Origin of the sequence: Streptomyces narbonensis, assembly GCF_014649015.1 — a bacterium.
Taxonomy (GTDB): Bacteria; Actinomycetota; Actinomycetes; order Streptomycetales; family Streptomycetaceae; genus Streptomyces; species Streptomyces narbonensis.
The window spans coordinates 625,383-648,047 of the sequence record NZ_BMSF01000001.1; the positions used below are offsets into that span (position 1 = coordinate 625,383).

Annotated in this window: 16 protein-coding genes; 2 read left to right on the top strand and 14 right to left on the bottom strand. The window is 72.9% G+C overall.

The features are described 5' to 3' along the window. The first annotated feature begins 12 nt into the window (after nt 1–12). A complete protein-coding gene (locus IE124_RS02690; RefSeq protein ID WP_189504338.1) occupies nt 13–486 on the top strand; it encodes a hypothetical protein in 474 nt (157 codons plus the stop codon). 150 nt (nt 487–636) lie between these two features. Here the strand turns inward: IE124_RS02690 and IE124_RS02695 are convergent, their stop codons facing one another. The 11 genes from IE124_RS02695 to IE124_RS02745 all read right to left on the bottom strand — a co-directional run bounded on the left by IE124_RS02695 (nt 637) and on the right by IE124_RS02745 (nt 13,410). After that, a complete protein-coding gene (locus IE124_RS02695; protein ID WP_229832051.1) occupies nt 637–2,184 on the bottom strand; it encodes a peptidoglycan recognition protein family protein in 1,548 nt (515 codons plus the stop codon). 305 nt (nt 2,185–2,489) lie between these two features. After that, on the bottom strand, nt 2,490–3,164 hold the full coding sequence (locus IE124_RS02700) for a GAP family protein (RefSeq protein ID WP_189504342.1): 675 nt from the start codon (nt 3,162–3,164) through the stop codon (nt 2,490–2,492). A 19-nt stretch (nt 3,165–3,183) separates the two neighbouring features. Then, complete coding sequence (locus IE124_RS02705; protein WP_189504344.1) at nt 3,184–3,600, bottom strand: SHOCT domain-containing protein; 417 nt, start codon at nt 3,598–3,600, stop codon at nt 3,184–3,186. A gap of 118 nt (nt 3,601–3,718) precedes the next feature. Then, nucleotides 3,719–5,155 carry a DUF2252 domain-containing protein gene (locus tag IE124_RS02710; protein WP_189504346.1) on the bottom strand — a complete coding sequence of 479 codons (1,437 nt, stop codon included), beginning with the start codon at nt 5,153–5,155 and terminating at the stop codon, nt 3,719–3,721. 214 nt (nt 5,156–5,369) lie between these two features. Then, a complete protein-coding gene (locus IE124_RS02715; RefSeq protein ID WP_189504347.1) occupies nt 5,370–5,696 on the bottom strand; it encodes a carboxymuconolactone decarboxylase family protein in 327 nt (108 codons plus the stop codon). A gap of 43 nt (nt 5,697–5,739) precedes the next feature. Then, nucleotides 5,740–6,171, bottom strand: a complete 432-nt coding sequence (locus IE124_RS02720; protein WP_189504348.1) for a DUF7144 family membrane protein — start codon at nt 6,169–6,171, stop codon at nt 5,740–5,742. 207 nt (nt 6,172–6,378) lie between these two features. Next, a complete protein-coding gene (locus tag IE124_RS02725; protein ID WP_189504349.1) occupies nt 6,379–8,436 on the bottom strand; it encodes a phosphocholine-specific phospholipase C in 2,058 nt (685 codons plus the stop codon). Between the two features lie 207 nt (nt 8,437–8,643). Beyond that, on the bottom strand, nt 8,644–10,893 hold the full coding sequence (locus IE124_RS02730) for an HEXXH motif domain-containing protein (protein WP_189504350.1): 2,250 nt from the start codon (nt 10,891–10,893) through the stop codon (nt 8,644–8,646). 20 nt (nt 10,894–10,913) lie between these two features. Beyond that, nucleotides 10,914–11,096 carry a hypothetical protein gene (locus tag IE124_RS02735; protein ID WP_189504351.1) on the bottom strand — a complete coding sequence of 61 codons (183 nt, stop codon included), beginning with the start codon at nt 11,094–11,096 and terminating at the stop codon, nt 10,914–10,916. Nucleotides 11,097–11,179: 83 nt separating this feature from the next. Next, the gene (locus tag IE124_RS02740) at nt 11,180–12,349 is read right to left on the bottom strand and encodes an effector-associated domain 2-containing protein (protein WP_189504353.1); all 1,170 of its coding nucleotides are present in this window, start codon (nt 12,347–12,349) and stop codon (nt 11,180–11,182) included. Continuing rightward, nucleotides 12,346–13,410 carry an RBBP9/YdeN family alpha/beta hydrolase gene (locus IE124_RS02745; RefSeq protein ID WP_229832053.1) on the bottom strand — a complete coding sequence of 355 codons (1,065 nt, stop codon included), beginning with the start codon at nt 13,408–13,410 and terminating at the stop codon, nt 12,346–12,348. The genes IE124_RS02740 and IE124_RS02745 overlap by 4 nt, the downstream gene beginning before the upstream one ends. Before the next feature lie 293 nt (nt 13,411–13,703). Here IE124_RS02745 and IE124_RS02750 point away from each other — a divergent pair, with 293 nt between their 5' ends. Next, complete coding sequence (locus tag IE124_RS02750) at nt 13,704–15,032, top strand: cation:proton antiporter (protein ID WP_189504357.1); 1,329 nt, start codon at nt 13,704–13,706, stop codon at nt 15,030–15,032. A 270-nt stretch (nt 15,033–15,302) separates the two neighbouring features. Here IE124_RS02750 and fxsT read toward each other — a convergent pair whose 3' ends face one another. From fxsT to IE124_RS02765, 3 genes are read right to left on the bottom strand one after another with little or no spacing between them, the layout of a single operon-like run. Beyond that, on the bottom strand, nt 15,303–19,949 hold the full coding sequence (gene fxsT / locus IE124_RS02755) for an FxSxx-COOH system tetratricopeptide repeat protein (RefSeq protein ID WP_189504360.1): 4,647 nt from the start codon (nt 19,947–19,949) through the stop codon (nt 15,303–15,305). Next, a complete protein-coding gene (locus tag IE124_RS02760) occupies nt 19,949–21,055 on the bottom strand; it encodes an AAA family ATPase (RefSeq protein ID WP_189504362.1) in 1,107 nt (368 codons plus the stop codon). Before IE124_RS02760 ends, fxsT begins: the two co-directional genes overlap by 1 nt. Beyond that, the gene (locus IE124_RS02765) at nt 21,052–22,572 is read right to left on the bottom strand and encodes a VMAP-C domain-containing protein (RefSeq protein WP_189504364.1); all 1,521 of its coding nucleotides are present in this window, start codon (nt 22,570–22,572) and stop codon (nt 21,052–21,054) included. Before IE124_RS02765 ends, IE124_RS02760 begins: the two co-directional genes overlap by 4 nt. Between the last annotated feature and the right edge of the window lie 93 nt (nt 22,573–22,665).

Here is a 22,665-nt window from a genome sequence, read left to right on the forward strand (position 1 = left end):
TTTCACCAAGCGATGTTTCTCCTTGAGTTCGATCACGACTCGGTCAGGGAGCCTTCCGAGAAGCAGGCCGCCGATCTGGCGGCGACGAGCGAGATGAACCTGCGCTACGGATACTTCGAGACGAGGATCTTCATCGCGGCGACGGGATTCGAAGCCGAGAGGATGAAATCCCCCCTGCTCGACTTCGTTCACTGTGCCCTCCTGGCGGCGCAGGCCGTCTCCCATGGGCAGCCCGGCCGCATCAGCTTCACCGAGAGCAGCCTGCTGATCGAATTCCTCCCTTCGGGCGAGGAGCTGACGGTCCTGCGGTCGTGGGATCCCGTCCCCGGATCATGCGCGGCAATTGATTTCCTGGAATCGGTTCTCCGATTCTCCGTCGACGCGCTGAAAAGCATCGGCGAACGTCATCCCGACTTCCGGCGAAACGCTTACCACGAGACCCTGAGCCGCATGATCGAGGAAGTGGAACCGGCTCCTGGCAGGTGAGGGCGTGCGATATCCGGCCGGGGACATGAGGGGCCGCTCGCCTCGGGTGGCGGAGCGCCCCGCGCCGGACCTCCGTCTTCCGTGCGACGCCTCGCGGCCGGGGCCCTGTGGAAGGGTCCCGGCCGCGGTGGTGCGTCAGTGGCGTGCTCGTCAGTTTCCGGTGGCGTACGGGGAACTGCCCGCGGCCGTACGGATACCGGGGAGCTCGGAGTACAGGCTCGCGCCGGGGCAGAGCGTGGCGTAGCCGTCACGGTGCCCGGAGACGGTGAACAGGGTGGCGGCCTGTCCCTTGGTCCACACACCGGTGTCGGCGGCGGCGGTGAGCGTCACCTTCGCCTCCGGGTCGACGCCGTGCAGACCGAGCTTCCAGGCGGCGAGGTCGGCGATGGCCTGCTTGGCCGCGGCGGTCGGCGTGCCGCCGTTCTCGTAGTCGCCGAGCAGCGAGATGCCCGAGGAGTAGCTGTTGAACCCGTAGGTGTGCGCCCCGAGGACGGGCCGGTCCACGCCGCCCGCGCGGCCCTCGAAGACCGTGCCGCACTTGTCGACGAAGAAGTTGTAGCCGACGTCGTTCCAGCCGTTCGTCTTCACGTGGTACGTGAGGATCGCGCGGATGATGGCCGGAGAGTCGGCGCAGGTGTAGTCGTTCGTCCCGGCGGTGTGGTGGACGAAGACGGCGTCGACCTTGTTCAGGTACGAGGGCGGGTCCTGGACGAGCGACTCGTCCGCGCCCCAGCCGGCACGGCTGACGATGGCGGGGGAGGAGCCCGTGGGTTCCTCCGTGGGCACCGTGCTGGGGGCCGGGTCCGTGGGGGACTCGCTGGTGGGAGGCTCGGTCGAGGGCCCCTCGGTGGGGCCGTCGGTGGGAGCCCCGGGAGCCCCGGTGGGAGCCTCGGTGGGCTCGTCGGTGGGAGCCTCGGTGGGCTCGTCGGTCGGAATCCCGGTGGGTGCGTCCGTCGGAATCCCGGTCGGGCCGTCGGTCGGAGCTTCGGTGGGGCCGTCGGTCGGGACCCCGGTGGGAGCCTCGGTGGGCTCGTCGGTCGGGGCCCCGGTGGGAGCCTCGGTGGGCTCGTTTGTCGGGACCCCGGTGGGTGCGTCCGTCGGAGTCTCGGTCGGCGCGTCCGTCGTCGGCGCGGGGGCGGAGGGTTCCGGGGCGGGGCCGGCGGAGGTGGTCTGCGTCGCGTCGGGCTTGCCGCTTCCCTTTCCGCCGCCCTTGCCCTTGCCCTTGACGGTCTCGCCGGGATCGATCATGTCGAGGCGGAGCGCATCGGGCACCGCGGTCTCCCCGCCGTCCGCGACGACCCGCGCCTCGACCCCGTCCGACGGGCCCACCCACAGCGGCTCCGAGGCGCCCCGTACCTCCGTCGCCCCGCCCTCGGCGGACTCCGGTGGCCGTACGTCGAAGTCGAGGTCGCGCCATGCGCTCCACTCGCCGGTGGCCGCCTCGCGCGTACGTATCTGAGCGGTGCCCTCGAAGGTGTCGCCCCCGTCCTCCCACGAAACGCCGATGAGCGAGAACGTCTGCGTCCCGGTGCGCGGGAGCGCTCGCTTCTTCGGGTCCTTGCCCTCCAGGGCCAGTACATGGGCCTTCGCCGACCGGGTCCCCTCGCCGGGCCCGGTGGTCTCGCCATCCGCCGAGGCGGCGACGGCGGTCACGGCCGTGCCTCCCAGGACGACCACTCCTGCCGCGAGCCACGTCACGCGCTTCCTACCGCTTGCCCGCCTGGCGCGGACCCCTCTCGGACTCATGTCCCATCCCTTGTGCGCAGCTGATCAGATCCGCGGCCGGTCGCCTGCGGCTGTTCGTTCGCGGGACGGGAAAACGAGGGAGGGCAGCACGAATTGAGAGCCACCGGGCTCAATCGCCCTTCGGCTCAGGAGAGTTGGGTCCCCACGTTCCCGCCCGCGGCGCAGCGTTTATACACGACGTGCCCGCTCAGGCGCACCCGAGCGGGCAAATCGGACAGCAGGTGTTCGCGGCGTGGCCGACGAGAATCCGGGCCGCGTCAGCCCGTGAGCTGGTACAGGCTCCTGCCGACCAGCCACAGGCCGAGGAGGAGGCAGATGAGGACGATCGCCTGGTCCTTGTGGCGGGACAGCCAGGAGCGCAGGCGTATCAGGTTGTGCTGGGCCTTCTCCGGGGCGAAGACCATGTACAGCTCCATGGCCAGCAGGGTGGCGGTGGCCAGGAGGCAGAAGCCGAGGAGGGCCAGGAAGGAGGCCGTGTGGGAGAGGTCGGCCTTCACCACGGTGGCGGCCGCGGCGCTGACCATTCCCCAGGGCTGCAGGAGGACCGCGAGTCCGGCCGCCGACCACGCCGAGGCCTGGTTCATGCGGGATGACAGCGACTTCTTCGAGTCCCCCGTGGGAGAGGGACCGGACCCGGTCGTGGCCGGGTGGCGGTGGCGGCGGCGGTGTTCGCCGTACACGATCAGGCCCAGGCCGATGACCAGCATGGCCACCGAGGCCACGAACGAGGGCGGGGAGCGTGGCGCGGGCGGCTGTCCGCCCGTGAAGAGCAGGACCATGGCGATCACGGCCACCAGGCAGGCGAGCCAGGCGAGGATGAAGGCCAGCCCCTTGTACAACCCGCGGGGCGCGGACACGACCAGCACGAAGGCCATCCCTGGCAGCGGGTAGAGCGTGATGGCCAGGCCGATGAAGACCAGATCGAGGATCATGTGCGCGCGCCCCCGCGCGTCAGCCGGCGAGGACCTTGGCCTTGGCCTGTGCGAACTCGGCCTCCGTGATCGCGCCGCGGTCCTTCAGCTCCGCGAGCCGCGCCAGCTCGTCCGCGTGGCCGCCGCCCGTTCCGGCGGTCTCCCGTACGTAGGACTGGAACTGCTCCTCGTTCCGGCGGACCCGGGCCAGCTCGCGTTCGCCCATGCCCTTGCCCCGGGCGATCAGGTAGACGAACACGCCCAGGAAGGGCAGCAGGATGACGAACGCGGTCCATCCCGCCTTGCCCCAGCCGCCCAGCTCGTCGTCGCGGAAGATGTCGCCGATGACGCGGAACAGCAGCATGAACCAGAGGATCCACAGGAAGATCATCAACATGGTCCAGAACATGTTGAGCAGCGGGTAGTCCACTGCCAGGTTCACCATCGAGTCCTTCATGGCCGATCTCCTGCCGGTCGTGACGGACCGCGGCTGCCCGTTCGGAAGCCTCGGTCCGGCGAGACGAACTACCTTCAGGGTGCGCTGTGGCGGAGTGCACCGCACTCCGGACGGTCGGTCAGGGTGCCGACAGCTCCTCCGCGGGCAGCCGGCCCGCGGCCACGGCGTCGAGCAGGGCCTGGTGGTCGCGCTCGTTCTGGTCGGCATAGGCCTCCGCGAACACGGCGAGCGCCCGGTCGAAGGAGTCACCGCGGCCCAGGTAGGAGGCGATCGCGATCCGGTCGCCGGACCGCGCGTGCGCGCGCGCCAGCGTGACCCCGCAGAGGTCGCCGAAGGCCTCCATGTCCTTGGGACGCATCCGCTCCGGCATGGCGATGCCCTTCCAGTCGCGCAGCTGGCGCACGTAGAAGTCGCGGCGCCTGCCGTCGATCCCGTCCACGCGCTCCCAGCCGAGGAAGATGTCGCTGGTGGCCTGCATCAGCCGCTGTCCGGAGACGACGCGTTCGCCCTGGTTGCGGTACGCGCTCGCGCCGACGTACGGGGCGAGCACCGAGGTGTCCGCCTCCTTGGCCTGGAGGAAGAGCGGGTCCTCGTCGTCCCGGCCGAGCAGCAGGAAGATCCAGCAGCGGGTGCCGACGCTGCCGACGCCGACCACCTTGCGGGCGACGTCCGCCAGCCGGTAGCCCGACAGGAGGGCGCGCCGGTCGGACTGCAGGGTGGCGCCGTACCGCTTCATCAGGTCGCGGAACTGTTCCTCGAGGGCGTTGCGCTCGAAATCGGGCATCAGGTCGCTCGCGGGGACGAGCAGCGGGGGGTCCGCCGCGATGACGGGCCGGCCGTCGACCGTCTCGGTGAGCCTGTCGAAGGCCTGCAGGCTGTCGCGGGTGCGGGCCTTCGCCATGGCGCGGGCCAGCTTCTTCCGTCCGCTCTTGTGGAGCTGGTCCGTCACCAGGGACTCCAGGCGGTCCGAGTCGATCTTCGCGTACCAGACGTCGATGGTGCGCATGCCCGCGAGGCGGATCATCGCCTCGCGGTACGCGCGGACCGTGTGCCTGACGATGCGGGCGCGCTCGGCGTCGTCGAAGCCGTTCGCCCGGGCCGCGATGACGAGGCTCGCCGACAGCCGCTTGACGTCCCACTCCCAGGGGCCCGGGAGCGTCTCGTCGAAGTCGTTGATGTCGAACATCAGCCGCCGCTCCGGTGAGGCGAGGAGGCGGAAGTTCAGCATGTGCGCGTCTCCGCACAGCTGGGCCGTGAGGCCCGAGCGGGGAGTGCCGGCAAGGTCGGAGGCCATGATCGCCGCGGCGCCGCGGTAGAAGCGGAAGGGGGACTCCGTCATCCGGCCGTAGCGGATCGGTACGAGCTCGGGGACCCGGGTCGACGACTGCGCCTCCAGGATCGTCAGCGGGTCGGTCCTGTCGCCGGACGGCCGGTACTCGGCGTGGCCGGAGCGCGGCGCGTGGCGCCGGGCCTTCCTGCCGAGCGCCGCGCGCTCCTTCGGCGTGGCGTGGCGCGCCGCGCGCGTCGCCGTGGTCGCCTTCCCGTTCCGGGCCATCGGTGCTCCTCTTGCCGGGTCTTCGTGCCGGCTGTGCCTGCCGTGCCGGCTGTGCCGTGCCGTATCTGCCGTGCCGGCCGTGCCTGCCGTACCGGCCGTTGGAATGCCCGGCGCGAGAGCCAGGTCGCCGGAAGGCATCCGTGGCCTCTCCGGTGTGGTCGCGCCGGGCATCAGTGTCGGAGTGGAGGTGGAGGTGGGGGAGTTCTCGCCGGGTTCAGTCCGGGGAGTCGATCTCGGCATCCGCGACGGCGATGGCGATGCCGAGCGCCGCGGAGATGTTGCCCGCCGCGGTCATGACGCGGGCGGTGCCCACGATCGGTGCGATGGCGACGAGGACGTCCTGCACCTGTTCCGCCGTCATGCCGGCCTCGACGGCGAGCTCGATGTGGGCCGCGTAGGAGATCGGCGGGGCGTCCGAGGCGGCGAGGGCCGCGATCCGCACGATCATGAGCATGTCCGGAGCCAGGCCGCAGCGCTCGATCGAGTCGACCGTCATCGCGGCGAGGGTGTCCAGGACAGGGGTTTCCGAAGCAGTGGCCATGTCGTGTGCCCTCCTGCGTGCTGTGGGGTGGGGTGGGGTGCTGTCAGTCGGTGGTGTGCGACCAGCTGGCGCACAGCGCCCAGATGATGAACACGTCGATGGCCAGGAGGGTGAGCGCCCACCACGGCTGGTACGGCAGCCAGATGAAGTTGGCGACCGCGCTGAGGCCGGCCAGGGTGATGCCGCCCGCCCTCGCCCAGTTCGCGTCCTTGAAGAGGCCCACCCCGGTCAGTACGACGAGGACGCCGATGATGAGGTGGATCCACCCCCAGGCCGTCAGGTCGAACTCGAAGAGGTAGTCGCCGACGCGGGCGTACACGTCGTCGTTGGCGATGGCCGTGATGCCCTGGAGGATGCCGAGGAGGCCCGCGAGGCACAGCAGCACCGCGGCAAGGATGGTGCCTCCGCCCGCGACACCGCCGCCGGACCGATGTCCCCCCGCGGTTCTCTGTGCTCCGGGAGTGTGCTGGCTCATGGACGTCACCTCGCAGCTTGCGATCCGTTGCCGGGTGTCCCTTCCGAGTATCAGGGCGGTCGTGGCGGTCCGCCCGACGACCGCCCGGGCGGACGTGCCGGTGGTCCGCACCCGCCCTCGGCGGAGCAACCCGGAGTGCGTTGATCGTCACCGTGCGTACCCGGTGGGGGCGCAGGCAGTTCCTCCACGCCCCCACAGCCGTACGGATCAGTACGTCAGGACGCCCGGGTCCGTGACGCCCGGAGCTCCCGTCTCCACATGTCCCGCGAGGCGCCGGAGGTAGTCGGCGGACGTGTTCGAGGTGATCGTCACGTCGTACCAGGCGCGGCTGGAGGTCAGGTCGACGGTGTGGGTGACCGTGGCGCCGCGCGGGACGAGGACCGTCGCGGGGCCGCCCGCGTAGGCGTGGGTGACGGTGAGGCGGGCATCGGCCGTTCCCGCGTTGGTGAAGGTCAGGTCCAGGTTGCCCGTGGTGGCGTTGTGGCGGGCGGTGACCTCGGGGACGGCCGTCTTGCCGGGGGAGCGGAAGTGGCGGAGGAAGCCGTTCGGGCCGTGGACGGTGAGGTCGGTGAGGCCCTTGGAGTACTTGGTGTTCCAGGTGTCCGCGAGGGACTTGCCCGCCTCGGTCGTGTACGTCCAGGGGGCGTCCGTGCGGTTGGCCGAGGTCACGTAGAACTGGGCGCCCGCCGAGGGGCCGCTGCCGAAGGACAGGCGGTACGTGCCGGCCGCGATGTCGGCGGCGCCGTCCACGTGAGGGGCGTACCGCAGCGGGCGGGTGGGCTTGGCGCCCGGCTCCTGGCGGGGCATCGTGCCGGTGGCCGGGGCGGTGGCCGGGAAGTCGGGGTGCCGGGCGCGGTCCGGCGGGTAGTAGCCGGCGGTCGGCGGCAGCGGGGCCGGCCGGGTGTTCGTGGTCGTGAAGTCGAAGGCCGAGGTCAGGTCGCCGCAGACCGCTCGCCGCCACGGGGAGATCTGGGGTTCCTGCACCCCGAAGCGGCTCTCCATGAAGCGGATGACCGAGGTGTGGTCGAAGGTCTCGGAGCAGGTGTAACCGCCGGTGGACCAGGGGGAGACGACGATCATCGGGACGCGCGGGCCGAGGCCGTAGGGCCCTGCCACGTACCCCGTCTTGCCCGGGAAGTGGTCCAGGGCCGTCGGGGTGGTCGACAGGCCCTGGGACGCCGAGGCCGGGACGTACGGCGGGACGACGTGGTCGAAGAAGCCGTCGTTCTCGTCGTACGTGATGAACAGCGCCGTACGCGCCCACACGTCCGGGTTCGAGGTCAGCGCGTCCAGAACCTGCGCGATGTACCAGGCTCCATAGTTGGAAGGCCAGTTGGAGTGTTCGGAGAACGCCTCGGGGGCCGCGATCCACGAGACCTTCGGCAGCCGGCCGGCCTGGACGTCGGCGCGGAGATCGGCGAGGTAGGTGTCGCCGTTCTTGACGCTCGTACCCGTGCGGGCCTTGTCGTACAGCGGGTTGCCGGGCTGGGCGTTCCGGTAGGTGTTGAAGTAGAGGAGCGAGTTGTCGCCGTAGTTGCCGCGGTACGCGTCGTTGATCCAGCCCCACGAGCCGGCGGCGTCCAGACCGTCACCCGTGTCCTGGTAGACCTTCCAGGAGATGCCGGCTGCCTCCAGTCGCTCGGGGTACGTCTTCCAGCCGTAGCCCGCCTCGGCGTTGTTGAGGACCGGGCCGCCGCCCGTGCCGTCGTTGCCGGTGTGGCCGCTCCACAGGTAGTAGCGGTTCGGGTCGGTGGAGCCGATGAACGAGCAGTGGTAGGCGTCGCAGATCGTGAACGCGTCGGCCAGCGCGTAGTGGAAGGGGATGTCCTCACGGGTGAGGTACGCCATCGTGGCCTTGGTCTTCGCCGGTATCCACTGGTCGTACCTGCCCTTGTTGAAGGCCTTCTGCCCGCCCGCCCAGTCGTGGTTCAGGCCCTGGAGGAACTCCATGCCGAGCTTGGCGCTCTCCGGCCGGAAGGGCAGGGTGACCTTCGTGCCGTCCGCCTGGTTCCAGACCGGCTTCCCGCTCGGCAGCGTCACCGGGCGCGGGTCCCCGAAGCCCCGCACGCCCTTCATCGCCCCGAAGTAGTGGTCGAAGGAACGGTTCTCCTGCATCAGGACGACGATGTGCTCGACGTCCTGGATCGTGCCGGTCGAGCCCTGCGCCGGGATCGCGGCGGCGCGCGCGATGCTCTCGGAGAGCAGGGTGAACGCGGCTGCCCCGCCGGTCAGCTGGAGGAACCGGCGGCGATCGATGTCGGTCATGGGGGAGTTCTCCTCGGGAGTGCGAGCGGTCGGTGGGGGTGCGGGTGCGCGCGCGGCCGGCCGTGCGGAGCCTGTGTGCGGGCGCCCCAAGGAGAGCGCTCGCGGCCCACGTCCGGAAGGCCGCCTCATGGCTGCCCGCCGTACGGTGGGCGAACACCCCGCAGCCGCCGCTGTTTGTCCGGGACCTGTCAGGCGGGTCTCCTGCTGTCAGGCCCCCGGCCGAGGGGCCCCGTCCGCCAGGCCGGCGATTCCGGCCGCGAGCCAGCGGGCCAGCCGCCGCGGGTCGGCCGTCGTGCCGATGACACGGAGCTCGCGGTGGACCGCCCGGGGGAGTTCGGGGCGCCGGAGCAGCGGGCGAGCGGCGGGCTCGGCGAGGGCGAGTGCCAGGACGAGACCGGTCCAGGCGTCGGGGTCCTCGGGGTCCTCGGCCAGCAGGCGGACGTAGCCGTCGGCCGCGGCCGGGTCGCCGGCGATCAGGGCGCGTTCGGCGGCGGACGGCGCGGGCGGGGCCGCGGAGGGGCCGGAGGGCGGGGTGCCGGGTTCCGGAGTCCCCAGCACCTGCCGGATCAGGCGGGTGCGGGCGTGGGACCAGCGGGCGGTGAGGTCGGGGACCACGGTGGACCCGGCGCCGCGGAGATCGGCCGCGGCCCCGGTGACGTAGGCCCTCGCGAGGGCGCGTACGGCGTCCGGGGCGGGCACCAGATGCCGTATCCGCCACTCGGTGCGGTGGTCCGTGGCGGCGAACCCAGCCATGGCGTCGATCCCGGGCCGGACCCGCCTGTCGGCCGTCCACGAGGGCAGCCGCGCGGCCATGCCCCGCAAGAAACGGCGTCCGTGGTCGGTCAGAGCGGGATCGGCGCCGAGGGTCTCGACGGCCTCCCGCGTCTGGCGCAGACCGAGGGCGAACTCGAACTCGGCCGAGGCCCGTTCGGCCGCGGGCGCCCGGTCCAGGCGGCGGGACCAGAAGTCGGTGATCCCCAGGAAGGCGTACGCACCCTGGAGCAGGCCACTCAGGGGGCGCGGGTCATCGCGCCAGGGGGCGTGGTGCCGCTCGGCGCCGTCGTCCTGCTCCAGCGTCAGCAGATGGAGCAGCGCGCCGAGTTTGGTGTGCTGGAACTCGTGGACCAGCGTCACGGCGAAGGTGACCGGATCCGGCGGCAGCGAGGTTAGCAGACCGCCGAAGGCATCCCCGGAGGAGGCGCTGAGCACCCTCCAGGTCGATAACGACCGCACGGGCGTCACACTGCGCAGACCCTCCGCGAGCGCCGCGGCCGCCTCCGGGTCGCTGTCCTCCAGGAGACCCAGCGCCAGGCGGAACCGCTCCCGCCAGCGGGCGGTGTCGTCCGGGGAGAGGCGGTGCGCGGGGAGCGGTTCGCTCAGGTCCCGGTAGGGGTCGATGTCGTCCAGCCAGACCCCAACGGGCCGTCCCGCCACGCGCGCGTGCATCCGGTGCGGAGCCTGCCACCCCGGTGCGTCGACGCCCAGCAGCCCGGCCGGGCCGTCCAGAACGGGTGGGCCGGCCGGGCCGGGAAGGTCGGGCGGGCCGACCGTGGCGGGAAGGTCGGGCGGGCCGGGCAGGTAGGGAGGACCAGGCGGGTCGAGCCGACCGGGCAGGTCGGGCGGTTCGGGAAGGTCGGGCGGTTCGGGCAGGTCGGGCGGGCCCGGCGGATCGAACCGCCCGGGCAGGCCGGGAGGGTCGGGCAGGTAGGGCGGGTCGGCGGGATCGGCGGGATCGGCAGGGCGGTCCGGGGCGGCGGGGTCGTCGGGCTCGTCCGGGTCGGGGTCGGCAGGGTCGTCCGGCTCGGTCGGCTCGTCCGGGTCGAGCCGACCAGACAGGTCGAGCCCACCGGGCGGACCGGGCGGACCGGGCGGACCGGGCCGGTCCGGCGGGCCCACGCACGCTCCGTGCGGGTCGACCCGCAGGCGTCCCGCCTCCACCACCACCTCCGCAGTCCCCCAGCGCGGCCGGTCCGGCAGCCGGGCGAGGCCGAGCGTGGGGAACATGACGCCGCCGTCCCGCAGGGGCACGGTGGTGCGCAGCGGCAGTCCCGTGCGCAGCGCGGCGACCGCGCACACCGTGAAGACGTGCCCGAGGTCGGTCCAGAGGGGCCCGTCCCCCCACGCCGTCCGCCGCAGCCGCCGCAGCCCGTGTCCCAGCCAGACCCCGACCTGCGGATGCAGCAGCAGCTCCCCGAAGACCTCCGGGGAGCGCTCCTGCGCGGCCGCGAGCGTGTCCCACACACTGTCCACGCCCGGCAGCGGACCGAGCGCGCCGGGCGTCTCCGCGACGGCGTCGAGGAGAGCCCGGAGCAGCAGGAGGCGCCTGCTGTACTCGGTGGTCCGCAGGAAGCGGACCGTACCGGCGTCGCCCCGGCCCGCGGCCAGGGCGTCGAAGTGCGCCGAGGGAACGAGATGGTGCGGGCTACGGGCGGGTTCGTGACGTCCGTCGGTCTGCACGGATCTCCTCCCGGGGACCGTCAGTCGGCCCGCCCGGGCTGCCCGTCCCCCCCGGCGAAGTTGACCCGCGGACACTCGATCTGACGGAGCAGCCGGTCCAGCGAGCGCGCATGCAGGCTCGGGCTCTGCGACCTGAGGGCGGACAGCGGCACCTCGCTGAGATCGATCAGCTCGGATCCCATGTATTCGTCGGACGCGTGCATGCGACAACCCCCTCACAGCCATGAACCCCGTTGACTTCATGATGGCGTAGGCAGGGGGGTTCGGGAAGAGCGTGATCCGCCGGTCAGCCGCTTGATCCGGGCGTCAGCCGGCGGTCGGCCCAGTCCTTCAGCTCGCGCTGCTCCAGGGAGCCCGGTTCGAGCAGGGCGAGCGCCTCGACGAGGGCCGCCAGTCCTCCCGGGTGGCGCCGGCAGGTCCGGACGATGCTGATGATGTCGGGGCGCGGCGCCCCCATGCGGGGGATCGCACCGGCGAGGTCGGGAGGCAGCATTCCGACCACCAGCTGACGGTGGTCCCGGTCCGCCATGCTCGGCCATCCGGCGAGCAGGCCGATGAGTTCGGCGAGAGCGGCGTCCGTCACCGGTTCCTCGAGGCGCCGGGTCGCCGGGAACTCAAGGCGGCGCTCGTCGCCCGCCCACGAGCGGTGCCAGAGCGCGGTGGGTCGCTGCCCGCTACCGGCGAACGGGCCGATGGAACCGCCCGACTGCCCGCCGGACCGTCCGCCGACCTGCCCGGTGGACCCTCCCGTGAACTCCCCGAGGACGGTGTCCGCGACCGCGTTCATGTCGGGCGGCCAGACGCCGCCGTCCGAAGCGGCCAGGGCGGCCAGTACGGCCCGGGAGAACGCCCCCGTCTGCCGTACGGGGTCGTTTGCCGCCCGCTGTCCGGGCCGGGAGGCCAGCAGGACGAACTGCTCCCGACCCGGCAACCGCTCGCCTCCGGAGGGCAGTTCGGTGGGTAGGGAGCGGGCGAAGCCGAGGTCCTCGACGAAGGTCTGGCAGGAGTCCACCAGCCAGATCTGGCGCCGGAAGCCCGGCAGGAGATCGGTGGTGAAGGCGGTCAGCCAGGCGTCCAGGTCCAGGTTCCGGCGGTCGTCCGGACCGGCGTCTGCGTAGAAGAGCCTGCGGTGCCCCTGCGGGTCGGTGACGCCGTGGCCGCCCCAGAACACCCATAGCAGGTCGCCCTCCAGCGCCGGCAGCCGGCGCGTCAGCACCTCCTGCACGGCCTCCCGTCCGGCGGTGCCCGCGGTGACGTCGACCTCGGGTCCGCCCGCGCCGGGCAGCGGATCGAGCAGCAGGAAGACGTTGGCCGCCGGCACGCCGTGCCCGCGCAGCCAGCCGGTGAAACGCCGGGCGTCGGCGGCGGGCCCCGGCAGGTCCCACGAGGGCCCGGCCGCGTACCGCTCCGCGCCGACGACGACGGCGTACGTGCGCTCCGGTCGCGCTCCCGTCACGGCAGCTCCTCCGCGAGGAGGCGGTACAGCTCGGGGTTGCTCCAGTAGGCGCTGTGCGCGAGGGGGAAGGGCTGGCGACTGTCGAGGGCCACGTCCCGGACCCGGTCCGGGAAGACGCCCGCGCCGACGTAGCTGAGCAGGTCCCGCCGGTCGTACACGTTCAGCCAGGGCGGTACGTGTCCGGGGAGCGGCGCGCCGTGCTCCAGGCTCGGCAGCGCCCCCAGCTCGTACAGGAACGGCGCCTGCGAGCCGACGGTGACGAGCAGCTCGACCTCCGGCAGCGCCCGCAGCACCAGCAGGTCCAGCGAGGCGATGCCGCCGAGGCTGTGCGCGAGCAGGACGACCGGCGGCTCGGCGGCCCGGACCGCCTCCGCGACGACCTCGCGGATCGCGCCGCCCCGGGACAGGTAGAGCAGCACGTCCCCGGCCGCCGGATGTGCCGCGTCGGTGAGCGCCGACCGCCGCTTCACGACCTGGGCGGAGGCCAGGCCGAGCGCCAGGCGCCCGGCGAGCTTCTTGACCTTCCGGGTGACGGGGCCGCGGTGCGTCCCGGACCCGCCGGAGGGATCGCCGGAGGGGTCGCCGGGGAGCAGGGCGACGATCCGGGCGACGGCCTCGTCGCGGGCGGTGCCGTCGAAGACCGGCGCCGCACCCGGCGGCTCGGCCCTGCGGCGTACCGCCTCGGCCGTGAACGCCCGTGCCAGCGCGTCGGCTTCGGAGCTCGCGGCGGGGGAGCGAAGGAACTGACGGCAGTCGGGCGAGGTGAGGACGGCGGCGACGGCGGCGGGGAAGTCCTCGCCGATGCCCGCGGCGTCCAGCAGTTCGCGCAGCCGGGCGTCCCCGGTGAGGGACTGGGCCGCCGAGGAGAGGGCCTCGCCCGGCGGTACGGCCCCCGGGGCCAGCTCCGCGCGGACGGCCGACTCCGGTGTGAGCAGGCGTAGTTCGAGCAGCGGGTCGAGATAGAGAAGTCCCCAGAACTCGACGTCCTCGTCGGGACCGTCGGCCTCCGCCCCCGGGGCGCCCGCCGCCGGCAGTCCGCGCCCGGTGCCGTATCCCGGCACGGAGGCGCCGTTCGAACGGAGTGCCGATCCCGCGCTTTCACCCCAATAGCAGGGAGTAACGGAGATCTCGGGCCGTAAGGGCCGCAATCCCTCCCGCACCAGCTCCAGGGTTCCGGTGAATCCCGGCTCTCGCACGCCCGTGCCGTGTACGAACAGCACCGTCGTCATGCTGACCCCCCGTCCGTGGCGGCATACGCCAAATGGCTTCCACGATAGGCCACTTGGCGCGTCGGCGGCTACACTCCGTAGGGACTGTGCCACAGTGGGCGGCATATGCCAGAAGGGGTGTGCCGGTGAGTTCGGACTCCGTCGTCACGCATGTCGTCGCAGCTCTCACCGTGGTGATCGCGACCTCCTCCGCCCTGGGCGCGGCGGCCCGCAGGTTGGGGCAACCGCCGGTCGTGGGCCAGCTCTTCGCAGGCATCGCGCTGGGCCCCAGCCTCCTGGGACTGCTCCCGGGCCGGGTCTACGAGACGCTCTTCCCGGCGGAGATCCAGCCCATCCTGACCTCCTTCGCCCAAGTGGCCCTGGTCCTGTTCCTGTTCGCCGTCGGATACGAACTGGACCTGGGACTCCTGCGCGGCCGGCGTGCGGTGGCCACCGTCTCCCTGGGCGGCTTCGTCGTCCCCATGGCGATGGGCGCCGGTCTCGTGCTCCTTCTCCCGGAGGCCTTCGCGGCGGTCAACGACGGGCGCCCGGTCGACGCCACCTTCACCCTCTACATGGCCGTGGCCCTCTCCATCACGGCGGTCCCGGTGCTCGCGAGCATCATCAAGGACCAGGGGCTGTCCGGGACCGTCCCCGGCACGGTCGCGATGGCCGCCGCCGGGGTCATCGACGCGCTGAGCTGGCCCGTCCTCGCCGTGGTGCTGGTGGGCGGCGCGCAGGGCTCGCTGCGGGACTGGCTGGTCAAGGCCGCCCTGCTGGCCGTGTACGTCCTGGTGATGCTCTTCGTCGTACGCCCCCTGCTGGCCTGGTGGAAGGAGCGGGCCGGTACCCGCGTGTCCCACCAGGTCCCCGTTGCCGTCTCCGTCGCGCTGGCATCGGCCTGGGCCACCAACGCGCTCGGCCTGCACGTCATCTTCGGCGCCCTGCTGGCCGGGGTCGTGATGCCCCGCCGCTCCGACGGCGCCCCGGACGGCAGCCTGCTGCGCCCGCTCCAGGACGCCGGGGGCCTGCTGCTCCCGGTGTTCTTCGCGGTCTCCGGGATGGCGGTCGCGCTCGACGGGCTGCACGGCTCCGACCTGCTGCTCCTGGTGGTGATATGCGCCGCCGCGGTGGTCGGCAAGGTGGCCTCCGGCACGCTCTCGGCGCGTGGCGCCCGCATCCCCTGGCGGGACTCGCTGCTGATCGGCGTCCTGCTCAACACCCGCGGGCTCACCGAACTCATCGTGCTCAACGTCGGGTTGGCGGCCGGGGTGATCGGCCCCCGGCTCTACGCCCTCCTGGTCGTGATGGCGCTCCTGACCACCGCCGCCGCGGGGCCGCTGATCAGACTGCTGCGCAGGCCCGCCAAGGGCCGCCCGACGAGCACCGGCACGCCCCCGGGGACCCTCTCGGGCCAGGGGGCCAAGGCGGGGCCGGTGCCCGCGGCGGACGCGGAGGCAGCGCCACTGCCGTAACGGGCCGGCGGCGCAAGGGCGTGTACGCCGACGGGCCGGCCGGGTCTCGCGATCCGGCCGGCCCGTCGTGCGTGGCCCGTGCTCCTCCCCGTAACCGGAGAGGTCCTAGGGGGGTGTCTTGCCGATCATGCCGGGCTCGCGACGTCCGGCACGGCACCTCGCCGCGTTGCCGAAACGCCTGAATAGCTCCGCTACTCAGTCGCTCCGGCGCCTTGCGATGCACCGCACCGGACGCCGCTCCCTGATCCGGCCTGATCGACAGGACACCCCCTAGAAGGGCACGGGTGCGATGTCGACGTCCGCCCGACGTCCGCCGGCCGAGGCGGCGATCGCCGGGTGGTCCTCGCCGAGCCGGCGACGGTAGCGGGTCAGGGTCTCGGTGTGCAGGACCGTGGCCTCGGCGTCGCGGCCCAGCGAACGCAGGTCCAGGACGACGTTGTTGGCGCAGGCCAGCGTGGTCGGGTGGTCCTCGCCGTGGTCGCGGGAAAGGATCTCCAGGGTCTTCTCGTCCAGCTCCAGGGCCTCCGCGAATCGCCCCTCGGCCGCGTACTGGCTGGCCGCGCCGATGGCCGTGGTCAGCGTGAGGATGTGCGCGTCGCCCAGCGAGTCGCGCATCCCCGACAGGGCCGCCGCGAGATGCTCCCCGGCGGCGTCGAGGTCACCGAGCTGCCGCAGGGTGATGGCCAGGTTGGTGCGGGCCGACAGCGTGTAGGGGTGGTCGGGTCCGAGCGTCGCCGCGTAGCGGTCGACGGTCGCCTCACCGAGCTCCCGCGAGCGCCGCAGCTGGCCGTCCTGCCGCAGGTCGACGACCAGGTTGGCCCCGCAGGCGACGGCGTCCGGGTGGTCGGGCCCGAAGCGGTTCACGAACTTCGTCCACACCGTCTCCGAGAGCTCCAGCGCCCCTTCGTGGTCCCCCGCGCGGCGGCGGCACACCGAGAGGACGCGGCCACAGCTGAGGGTGGTGGGGTTGTCCTCACCGAAGGCTGCGATGTAGCGGGCGTAGACGTCCTCCTGGTGGGCCGCGGCCTCCAGGTAGTCGCCGGTCTCGCGGATGTCGATCGACAGGCCGCTCAGCGTGTTCAGGGTGTCGAAGTGGTTCTCGCCCAGGTTGAGGGCGCGCAGCCGGGCCGTCTCCGTGTCGTACACGCGAGCCTCCCGGTACAGCCCCATCAGCCGCAGGCCGACGCCCAGGCTGTGGGCCGCGCGGAGGGTGGCCGGGTCGTCCTCGCCGAAGGCCCGCAGGGAACGCTCGTACACCGACCGGTTGATCTCCAGACCCCGCGCCATCTCGGCCCGCAGCCGCAGGCCGGTGCACAGCTGGATGAGGGCGTCGAGGGTGCCCTCGTCGTCCTCGCCGGCGGTCCGGACGTACGTGTCGGCCGTGCGCTGCATCATCGCGGCGGCCTCCTGGTACTCACCGAGCACGCGCAGGGTGAAGGCCAGCCACTTCGCCATCTCCAGCGTCTGCTGGTCCTCGGGGCCGAACTTCTCGGTCCAGATCTCCAGCGCCTCGCGGGCCATCGCCGCCGAGCCCTTGTGCTCGCCCCAGACGTAGAGGAACTCCACCATGCCCCGGACGAGGCCGCGCACCCATGGCGACTCGCACTCCACGGCCCGGGACACCACCACGTGCGGGAGCAGTGCCTGGTAGCGCGGCCACAGTTCGCGCGAGGCGGGGCTGTTGGGGTTGGCGTCGGCGAGGAGCAGATGGGCGCCGTGCCGCATGTCCGCCTGCTGCTGTGGGGACATGCGGTTGACCAGCACGGCCTGGACCAGTCGGTGCAGCTGGATCGTGTCGTGCCGGTGCTCGATGCGGGCCAGGGCGTAGACGTTGATCTCCCGGATGGCCCGGCCGAGTTTGATCGGATGCCGCAGGGCGTCGTCCAGCTCGGGGGCGATCGTGGTGCTCCGTGAGTTGTTGAACAGGGAGCGGGAGATCGGCTCGGGGGCGAAGAAGGAGCAGACCTGGAGGAGTTGGAGCGCGGACGGGTTGCGCTGTTCGAGCTGGCGCAGGCTGACGTCCCAGGCGGCGGCCACCGACATGGGGTAGTCGGGCGACGGGACGAGTTCGAGCATCAGCTCGGCGATCTTCTCGTTGATCAGCCGCAGGTACTCGGGCACGGCCATGCCGGTCACGGCCTGCCAGGCCGCCGCCTGCTCGATGGCGAGCGGGAGGTCGCCCAGGGCCTCGGCGAGCTTGTCGGCGTCCTCGTCGGTCAGGTCGCGGGCGCGCCGGCGGAGCAGCGACTTGCTCTCCTCGCGGGAGAAGACGTCGACGGAGAGCGTCCGGGCGACCCGGTCCCACTCCTGGTTCCGGGAGGTGATCAGGATCTTGCCCGTGCCGCCCGTCGGGAAGTAGGGGCGCACGGCCTCCACGTTCTCGGCGTTGTCGAAGACGAGCAGCCACCTGCTGTACGGGTCGCCGCGCCGCAGTGCCTCGCGGACGGCGGGAACGGCCCGGTTGGCCTCGCTGCCCGCGTTCAGGCCCATCCGCTGGGCGAGTTCGGTGAGCGCGGTCAGGATCATCGTGGGCTGTTCGGAGGGGATCCACCAGACGATGTCGTAGTCGGACGCGTACCGGTAGACGTACTCGATGGCGATCTGCGACTTTCCGACACCGCCCATGCCGTGGAGCGTGTGGGGCAGCACCGCCGAGGTGTCGCCGGTCAGCAGCTGCTCGCGGACCTGGGTGAGGAGGTCCTCGCGGCCGACGAAGTTGGGGTTGTTCGGAGGGACGTTGCCCCAGACGGCGGGTACGGACAGGCGCGAGTGGGTCGGCGGCTGGGGCTGGGGGGCGGCCGGGCCGGGGATCGGCGTGCCGTGGGCGGGAGTCGTCGCGCCGGCGGCAGGGCTCGCCCCGTTGTCCGACTGGCCGTCGGGACTCGGGCCAGGAATCGACTGGACTGGGGTGCCGTTCAAGGCCCCTCCGTCTTCGCGCTGGTGCTGGCTGGCAGTGGTGTCGGTCATGGCAAGGCCGCCCGTGTCGGAATTTTCAGGTGTATGACGGATATCGTGGACCAATGGCGCGACGTTCGGTACGAGCGACGCTCCCGGCGGGGCGGGAGCATCCGGTACGGGCGACGCTCCCGGCGGGCCGCCCTCAAGGGCCGCGCTGATCCGCTGTGCCCGCTCCAGGTAAGGCCCGGAGAGGGCGCGGAGCACGGCCAACTCGACCCGGACGAACGGAAGGCTTTCCTCCGTAAGTGGCGGGTCGGGTACGTCCTCCGGGGCGAGCAGGGCGCCGCGCAGCCCCCTGGCCGCCTCGAACCGGTCGCCGTAGAAGTCGGACATCGAGCGCGCCACCCGCGCGGTGTCCCCCCGCATCGCGCTCGCCAGCAGCGCCTCGCGAGCCCCGTCGACGAAGTCCAGCGGGGTCGGGAAGGCGGCGCCGAGCGGTTCCTCGGAAGGCAGCTCCTCGACCAGACCGCTGAGGAACAGCTCGGCCACGTGGGCCGGTTGGGCCTCCGGCACCAGCTTGCGCCGGACGTCCCGCACCAGACGCGGTTCGAGGACGGTGGCGGCCAGATGGGTGGCCAGCCGGAAGGCGGTGGGTGTGGCATGGCTGCGGAAGCGGCGGACGCGCTCCTGCACCGACGGTGCGCAGGGCTCGACCTCCTCGTCCTCCCAGGCGTCCGGGGCGGGCGCGCCGAGGAGCAGGACCGACGCGTCGGTCCACCCCGGCTCCGTACCGCCCACGAGCGCGGCCCAGCGGCCCAGCCAGCCGGCGTCCAGCTCAAGCACCGGAACCGCCACCCGCCAGGTCGAGGGAGGCGGGTCGAACGGGTCGCGCTCGGCCTCGGGGAAGTGCACGGACAGCTCGGTGTTGCGGGCGCCCGCGCGCGGGCCGTGGAGCCGCACCCGCCGGGGCGTCAGGGCGGTGCGGTGCCAGTCCCGCTGGGACAGCAGGTGCACGACCGCCGTCGGCCCCGCCGTCGCCCACAGCTCCAGGGCCCTCGCGCCGGCCTCGCCCCGCCACAGCGGTGCCAGGGCGTCGGTCAGGACGAGGACGATCCGGCGGCCGGTCCTGTCGACGAGCTCGGCGGGGTCGCCGGCCGGGCCGCGCTCCCCGTACGGGCCGCGGAGCACCACCTCCTCGCCGGCGGCGGTCTCGCGCACGCCCAGGCGGCGGACCCGGACGTCCCGGAAGGCGCCCGACTGCTCCACCACGGCGGTGAACTCGGCGACCGTCTGCTCCCAGATCGCCATGGTCACGTGGTCGTCGACCACGAGGACGAGGTCGAAGCGGCGCTCGTCCGCCGACCGGAGGTAGGGCAGCCACAGCCCGTCCTCGGCGGCGCGCTCGGCCGTGACCTCCTCGTCCAGCTCGATCTCGGACGCCGAGGGCACCACCTGTCTCAGCGGCCGCAGCCAGCGCCCGATGCCGGGCGCGTCCCGCAGGTCCGGTGCGGGGCCGGCCCGGACGTACACGTCCTGGAAGTCGCCCGTGAGGGGGTACGCGGAGACCGCGTCGCCCCCGGGCGGGAGCCGGTCGGGGCCGCCGGTTGCCACCCTGGGCCAGGGGAAACCGGGCAGCCCGCGCGCGGGGTCGGGACCGCCGCCGTTCGCGCCCGGGCCCGGGGCGCCACCGGGACCGCCGTCGGGAGCGCCACCGGCAGGGCCGCTGCGAGTCCCGTCGGCCGTGCCGCCCGGTGGCCCGTCGGGTGCTCTGTCGGGCGGCGGTCCGTGGCTCTCGGGCAGCCCGGAGCCGGCCGTCGGCCCGGGGGCGTCGGCCGGCTCGTGTCCCTCGGGGCTCCCGTGGCCGTCGAGCGGTCCGGAGAGGCCGGGCGGCACCGTCGGCCGGGGGCGCGGCGGGTCGGTGGACGGGGGAAGCCGTGCCGCGAGCGTCTGGTACGCGTGCAGCCACAGCGCCTCCGCCACCTCGAAGGCCTCCGGTTCGGGCCGGGCGTCGTCGTCCATCAGGGTGCTCCCGAGAGTTCGCGCCAGAGCGCGTCCAGCAGCTCGCCCCAGGCCTCGTCGTCCTCCCGGACGCCGGCCGTCCGCAGGAAGACCGCGTTCAGCAGCTGGTCCGTGGCCAGTCCGCCGTTCTCCCGGCTGCGCTCCATGAAGGCCCGGATCATGGCGTCGGGCCGGCCGCCCTGGTCCCGGAAGTGGGCGGCGATCATGGCGGCGAGCTGGTCCTCGCGCGGCGGGGAGACGTCCAGCCGGACGCAGCGGCGGAGGAAGGCCGGCGGGAACTGCCGCTCGCCGTTGCTGGTGATCACGATGAACGGGAAGGCCCGGCACTTCACCCGTCCGTCGGTCACGGTGACCGTCTGGTCCGGGTCGTCGGTGAACACCCGTGCCGCGCCCTCCTGATGGCGGGCGCGGACCAGCTCGGGGACGTCGTACGAGCCGTTCTCCAGGACGTGCAGGAGGTCGCTCGGCAGGTCGATGTCGCTCTTGTCGAGCTCGTCGATGAGCAGGACGCGGGGGAGTTCGTACGGCAGCAGGGCGGTGCCCAGCGGTCCCAGCCGGACGAAGTCCCCGATCCTCGCCCCGCCCGTGCCCTCCTCCGGGCCGCTCCCGGTCGCCTGGGGCGGCACCGGGAGGCCGGACCGGCCGCGCCCCAGGGAGGCCTGGGCCCGCCCGATGGCGTCGTACTCGTACAGCCCGGAGCGCAGGGTGCTGCGGGAGGTGATGCCCCAGTGGAGGACGCGGCCGAGGCCCAGCTCGCGGGCGACGAGGTAGGCCAGGGTGGACTTGCCGATGCCGGGCCGCCCCGTGACGAGGAGGGGCCTGCGGAGCAGCAGGGCGGTGTTGATCATGTCGATGTCGTGTGCGTCCTGCCGGGGCGTGGCGCGGCCCACCACGCCGAGGCGCCGGTCGCTCTCGGCGTTCTCGGCCGGTACGGGCGGCAGCACCGGGCCGCCGTCGAAGTCCCGCCAGCCGGGTGGCGCCGGCAGGATGTCGCCGAGGCGGATGTCGGTCAGCGGGCGGCCGGTTCCCCGGTAGATCCACCAGCTGCGGCTGCTGACGTGCCCGCCGTTCCGACCGCTCTCGACCGGATGTTGGACACCGCTCATGTTTCCCCCTCGTCGTCGTGTCCGCCCCGTACGCCCCCGGTGCCGGCCCCCGGCGACCCTGACCAGTCGACGATGCGGTTCGGGTCGTCGAACAGCACCGCGACATGCCGCCCGACATGGGCGTCGCGCTGTGCGGCGGCGGCGGTGGCGGCCTCGTTCCGCAGCTGCCGGACGCGCTGCGGCAGCTCGGCCGGCTTACCCCTCATGAGCTTCTTGGCCGCGCGCTTGCGGAAGTCGGCGGGTGCCCCGGGGCGGCGGTCCCAGACGGCCATCGGCACCCCCGAACGCAGGGCCGTCTCCAGGGAGTCCCGGCTGCCGCCAGGGCCCTGGAGCGGGGGGTCGTTGAGCGCGACGGCGACGAGCCGCTCGTCGGCGGTGAGCCTGCTGTTCCACTGGACGGGGTCGTGGCCGCGCTTGCCCGCCGTGTCCCAGTGGCAGACGGTGTCGTGGCTGTCCTGCATCTGCTGCCAGCGGTTGTGCCACCGCCGGTGGAACTGCGGTGCCCGCATGCGCTCCAGGCTGCGCAGCACGACGGGGTAGCTCAGGCACAGGGCGCTCGCGAAGGAGGACCGGGGGCCGAGCTGCAGCCATTCCATCGGATGGTTCAGGAGGTGGAAGGGGAGGACGAACTCCAGCACGGGGCTGCCGGGGCGCCCGGCCCAGTCGTTCTCCGCCCGGTAGACGAGCTGCTCCACGGTGGGCCCGACCTCGGCCAGGGTCACGACCCGGTCCTCGCCGCGCTCCGGGCGCCACGGCCCCGGACGGATCTGGCGCCAGTGGGACAGCAGATACCGGTCCGGGCTCATTCCGTGTTTGCACAACTGCACAACGAGACAGGCGGGAGCTGGTTGTGCCGCCGGGCCCCGGTCGCTCTCCGCGCGCATCGCGGCCAGCGGGGCCGCGAGCCCCAGCTTGGCGGCCTGGGCCTCGTTCCATTCGCGCAGGCCGACGGCGGTGGGGCCGTGGGCGGGCGACCGGTCGAGCGCGACGGCCACCTGCTCCACCAGCACCATGGTGGGGAGCAGTCCGTCGGGGCGGGCGTTGGCCCGGCTGAGGAAGTCGAAGGCCTCCCCGAGGGTGGCGACGGGCCGGTGGGGGAGGGGGAGGTCGCCCGCGGCCGCGTACAGCTCGCCGTGCGCGTCGAGGTGGTCGACGCGGGCCAGCAGCGCGCGGACGTCCCGTAACTCCGCTTCCGGCAGGGCCGCGAGGACCGGAGGGGCGGCGACGAGCTCCTTGATCCTCAGGACGGGGGCGGAGCCGGGGGCGTACACGTCCAGGGTGGCGAGCAGCTCGGGCAGTCCGCGCGGCTCCCGGAGGCAGGCCCGGACGATCTCCAGGGTGTCCAGCCGCGTCCGGCCGTGCCGGCGGACGTTCCCCAGCTCGGGTAACGGGCCGGCCAGCATGCTGATCAGGAGATCGCGTCCGTCCGGGGTGTCGAGACCCGTCACCGCGCACATCTGGTCCACCAGCGCGTGTTCGAGCGCCGGTGGATGAGCGACATGGCTCTCGCTGAACAATGGCCCCCCCGTCACGGATCCGAAGTTCCCGACTCCCCATCGGACATGGGCGGTTCGGGTGCCGTGGTCCCCCGCTCAGGGTATGGCGCGGGC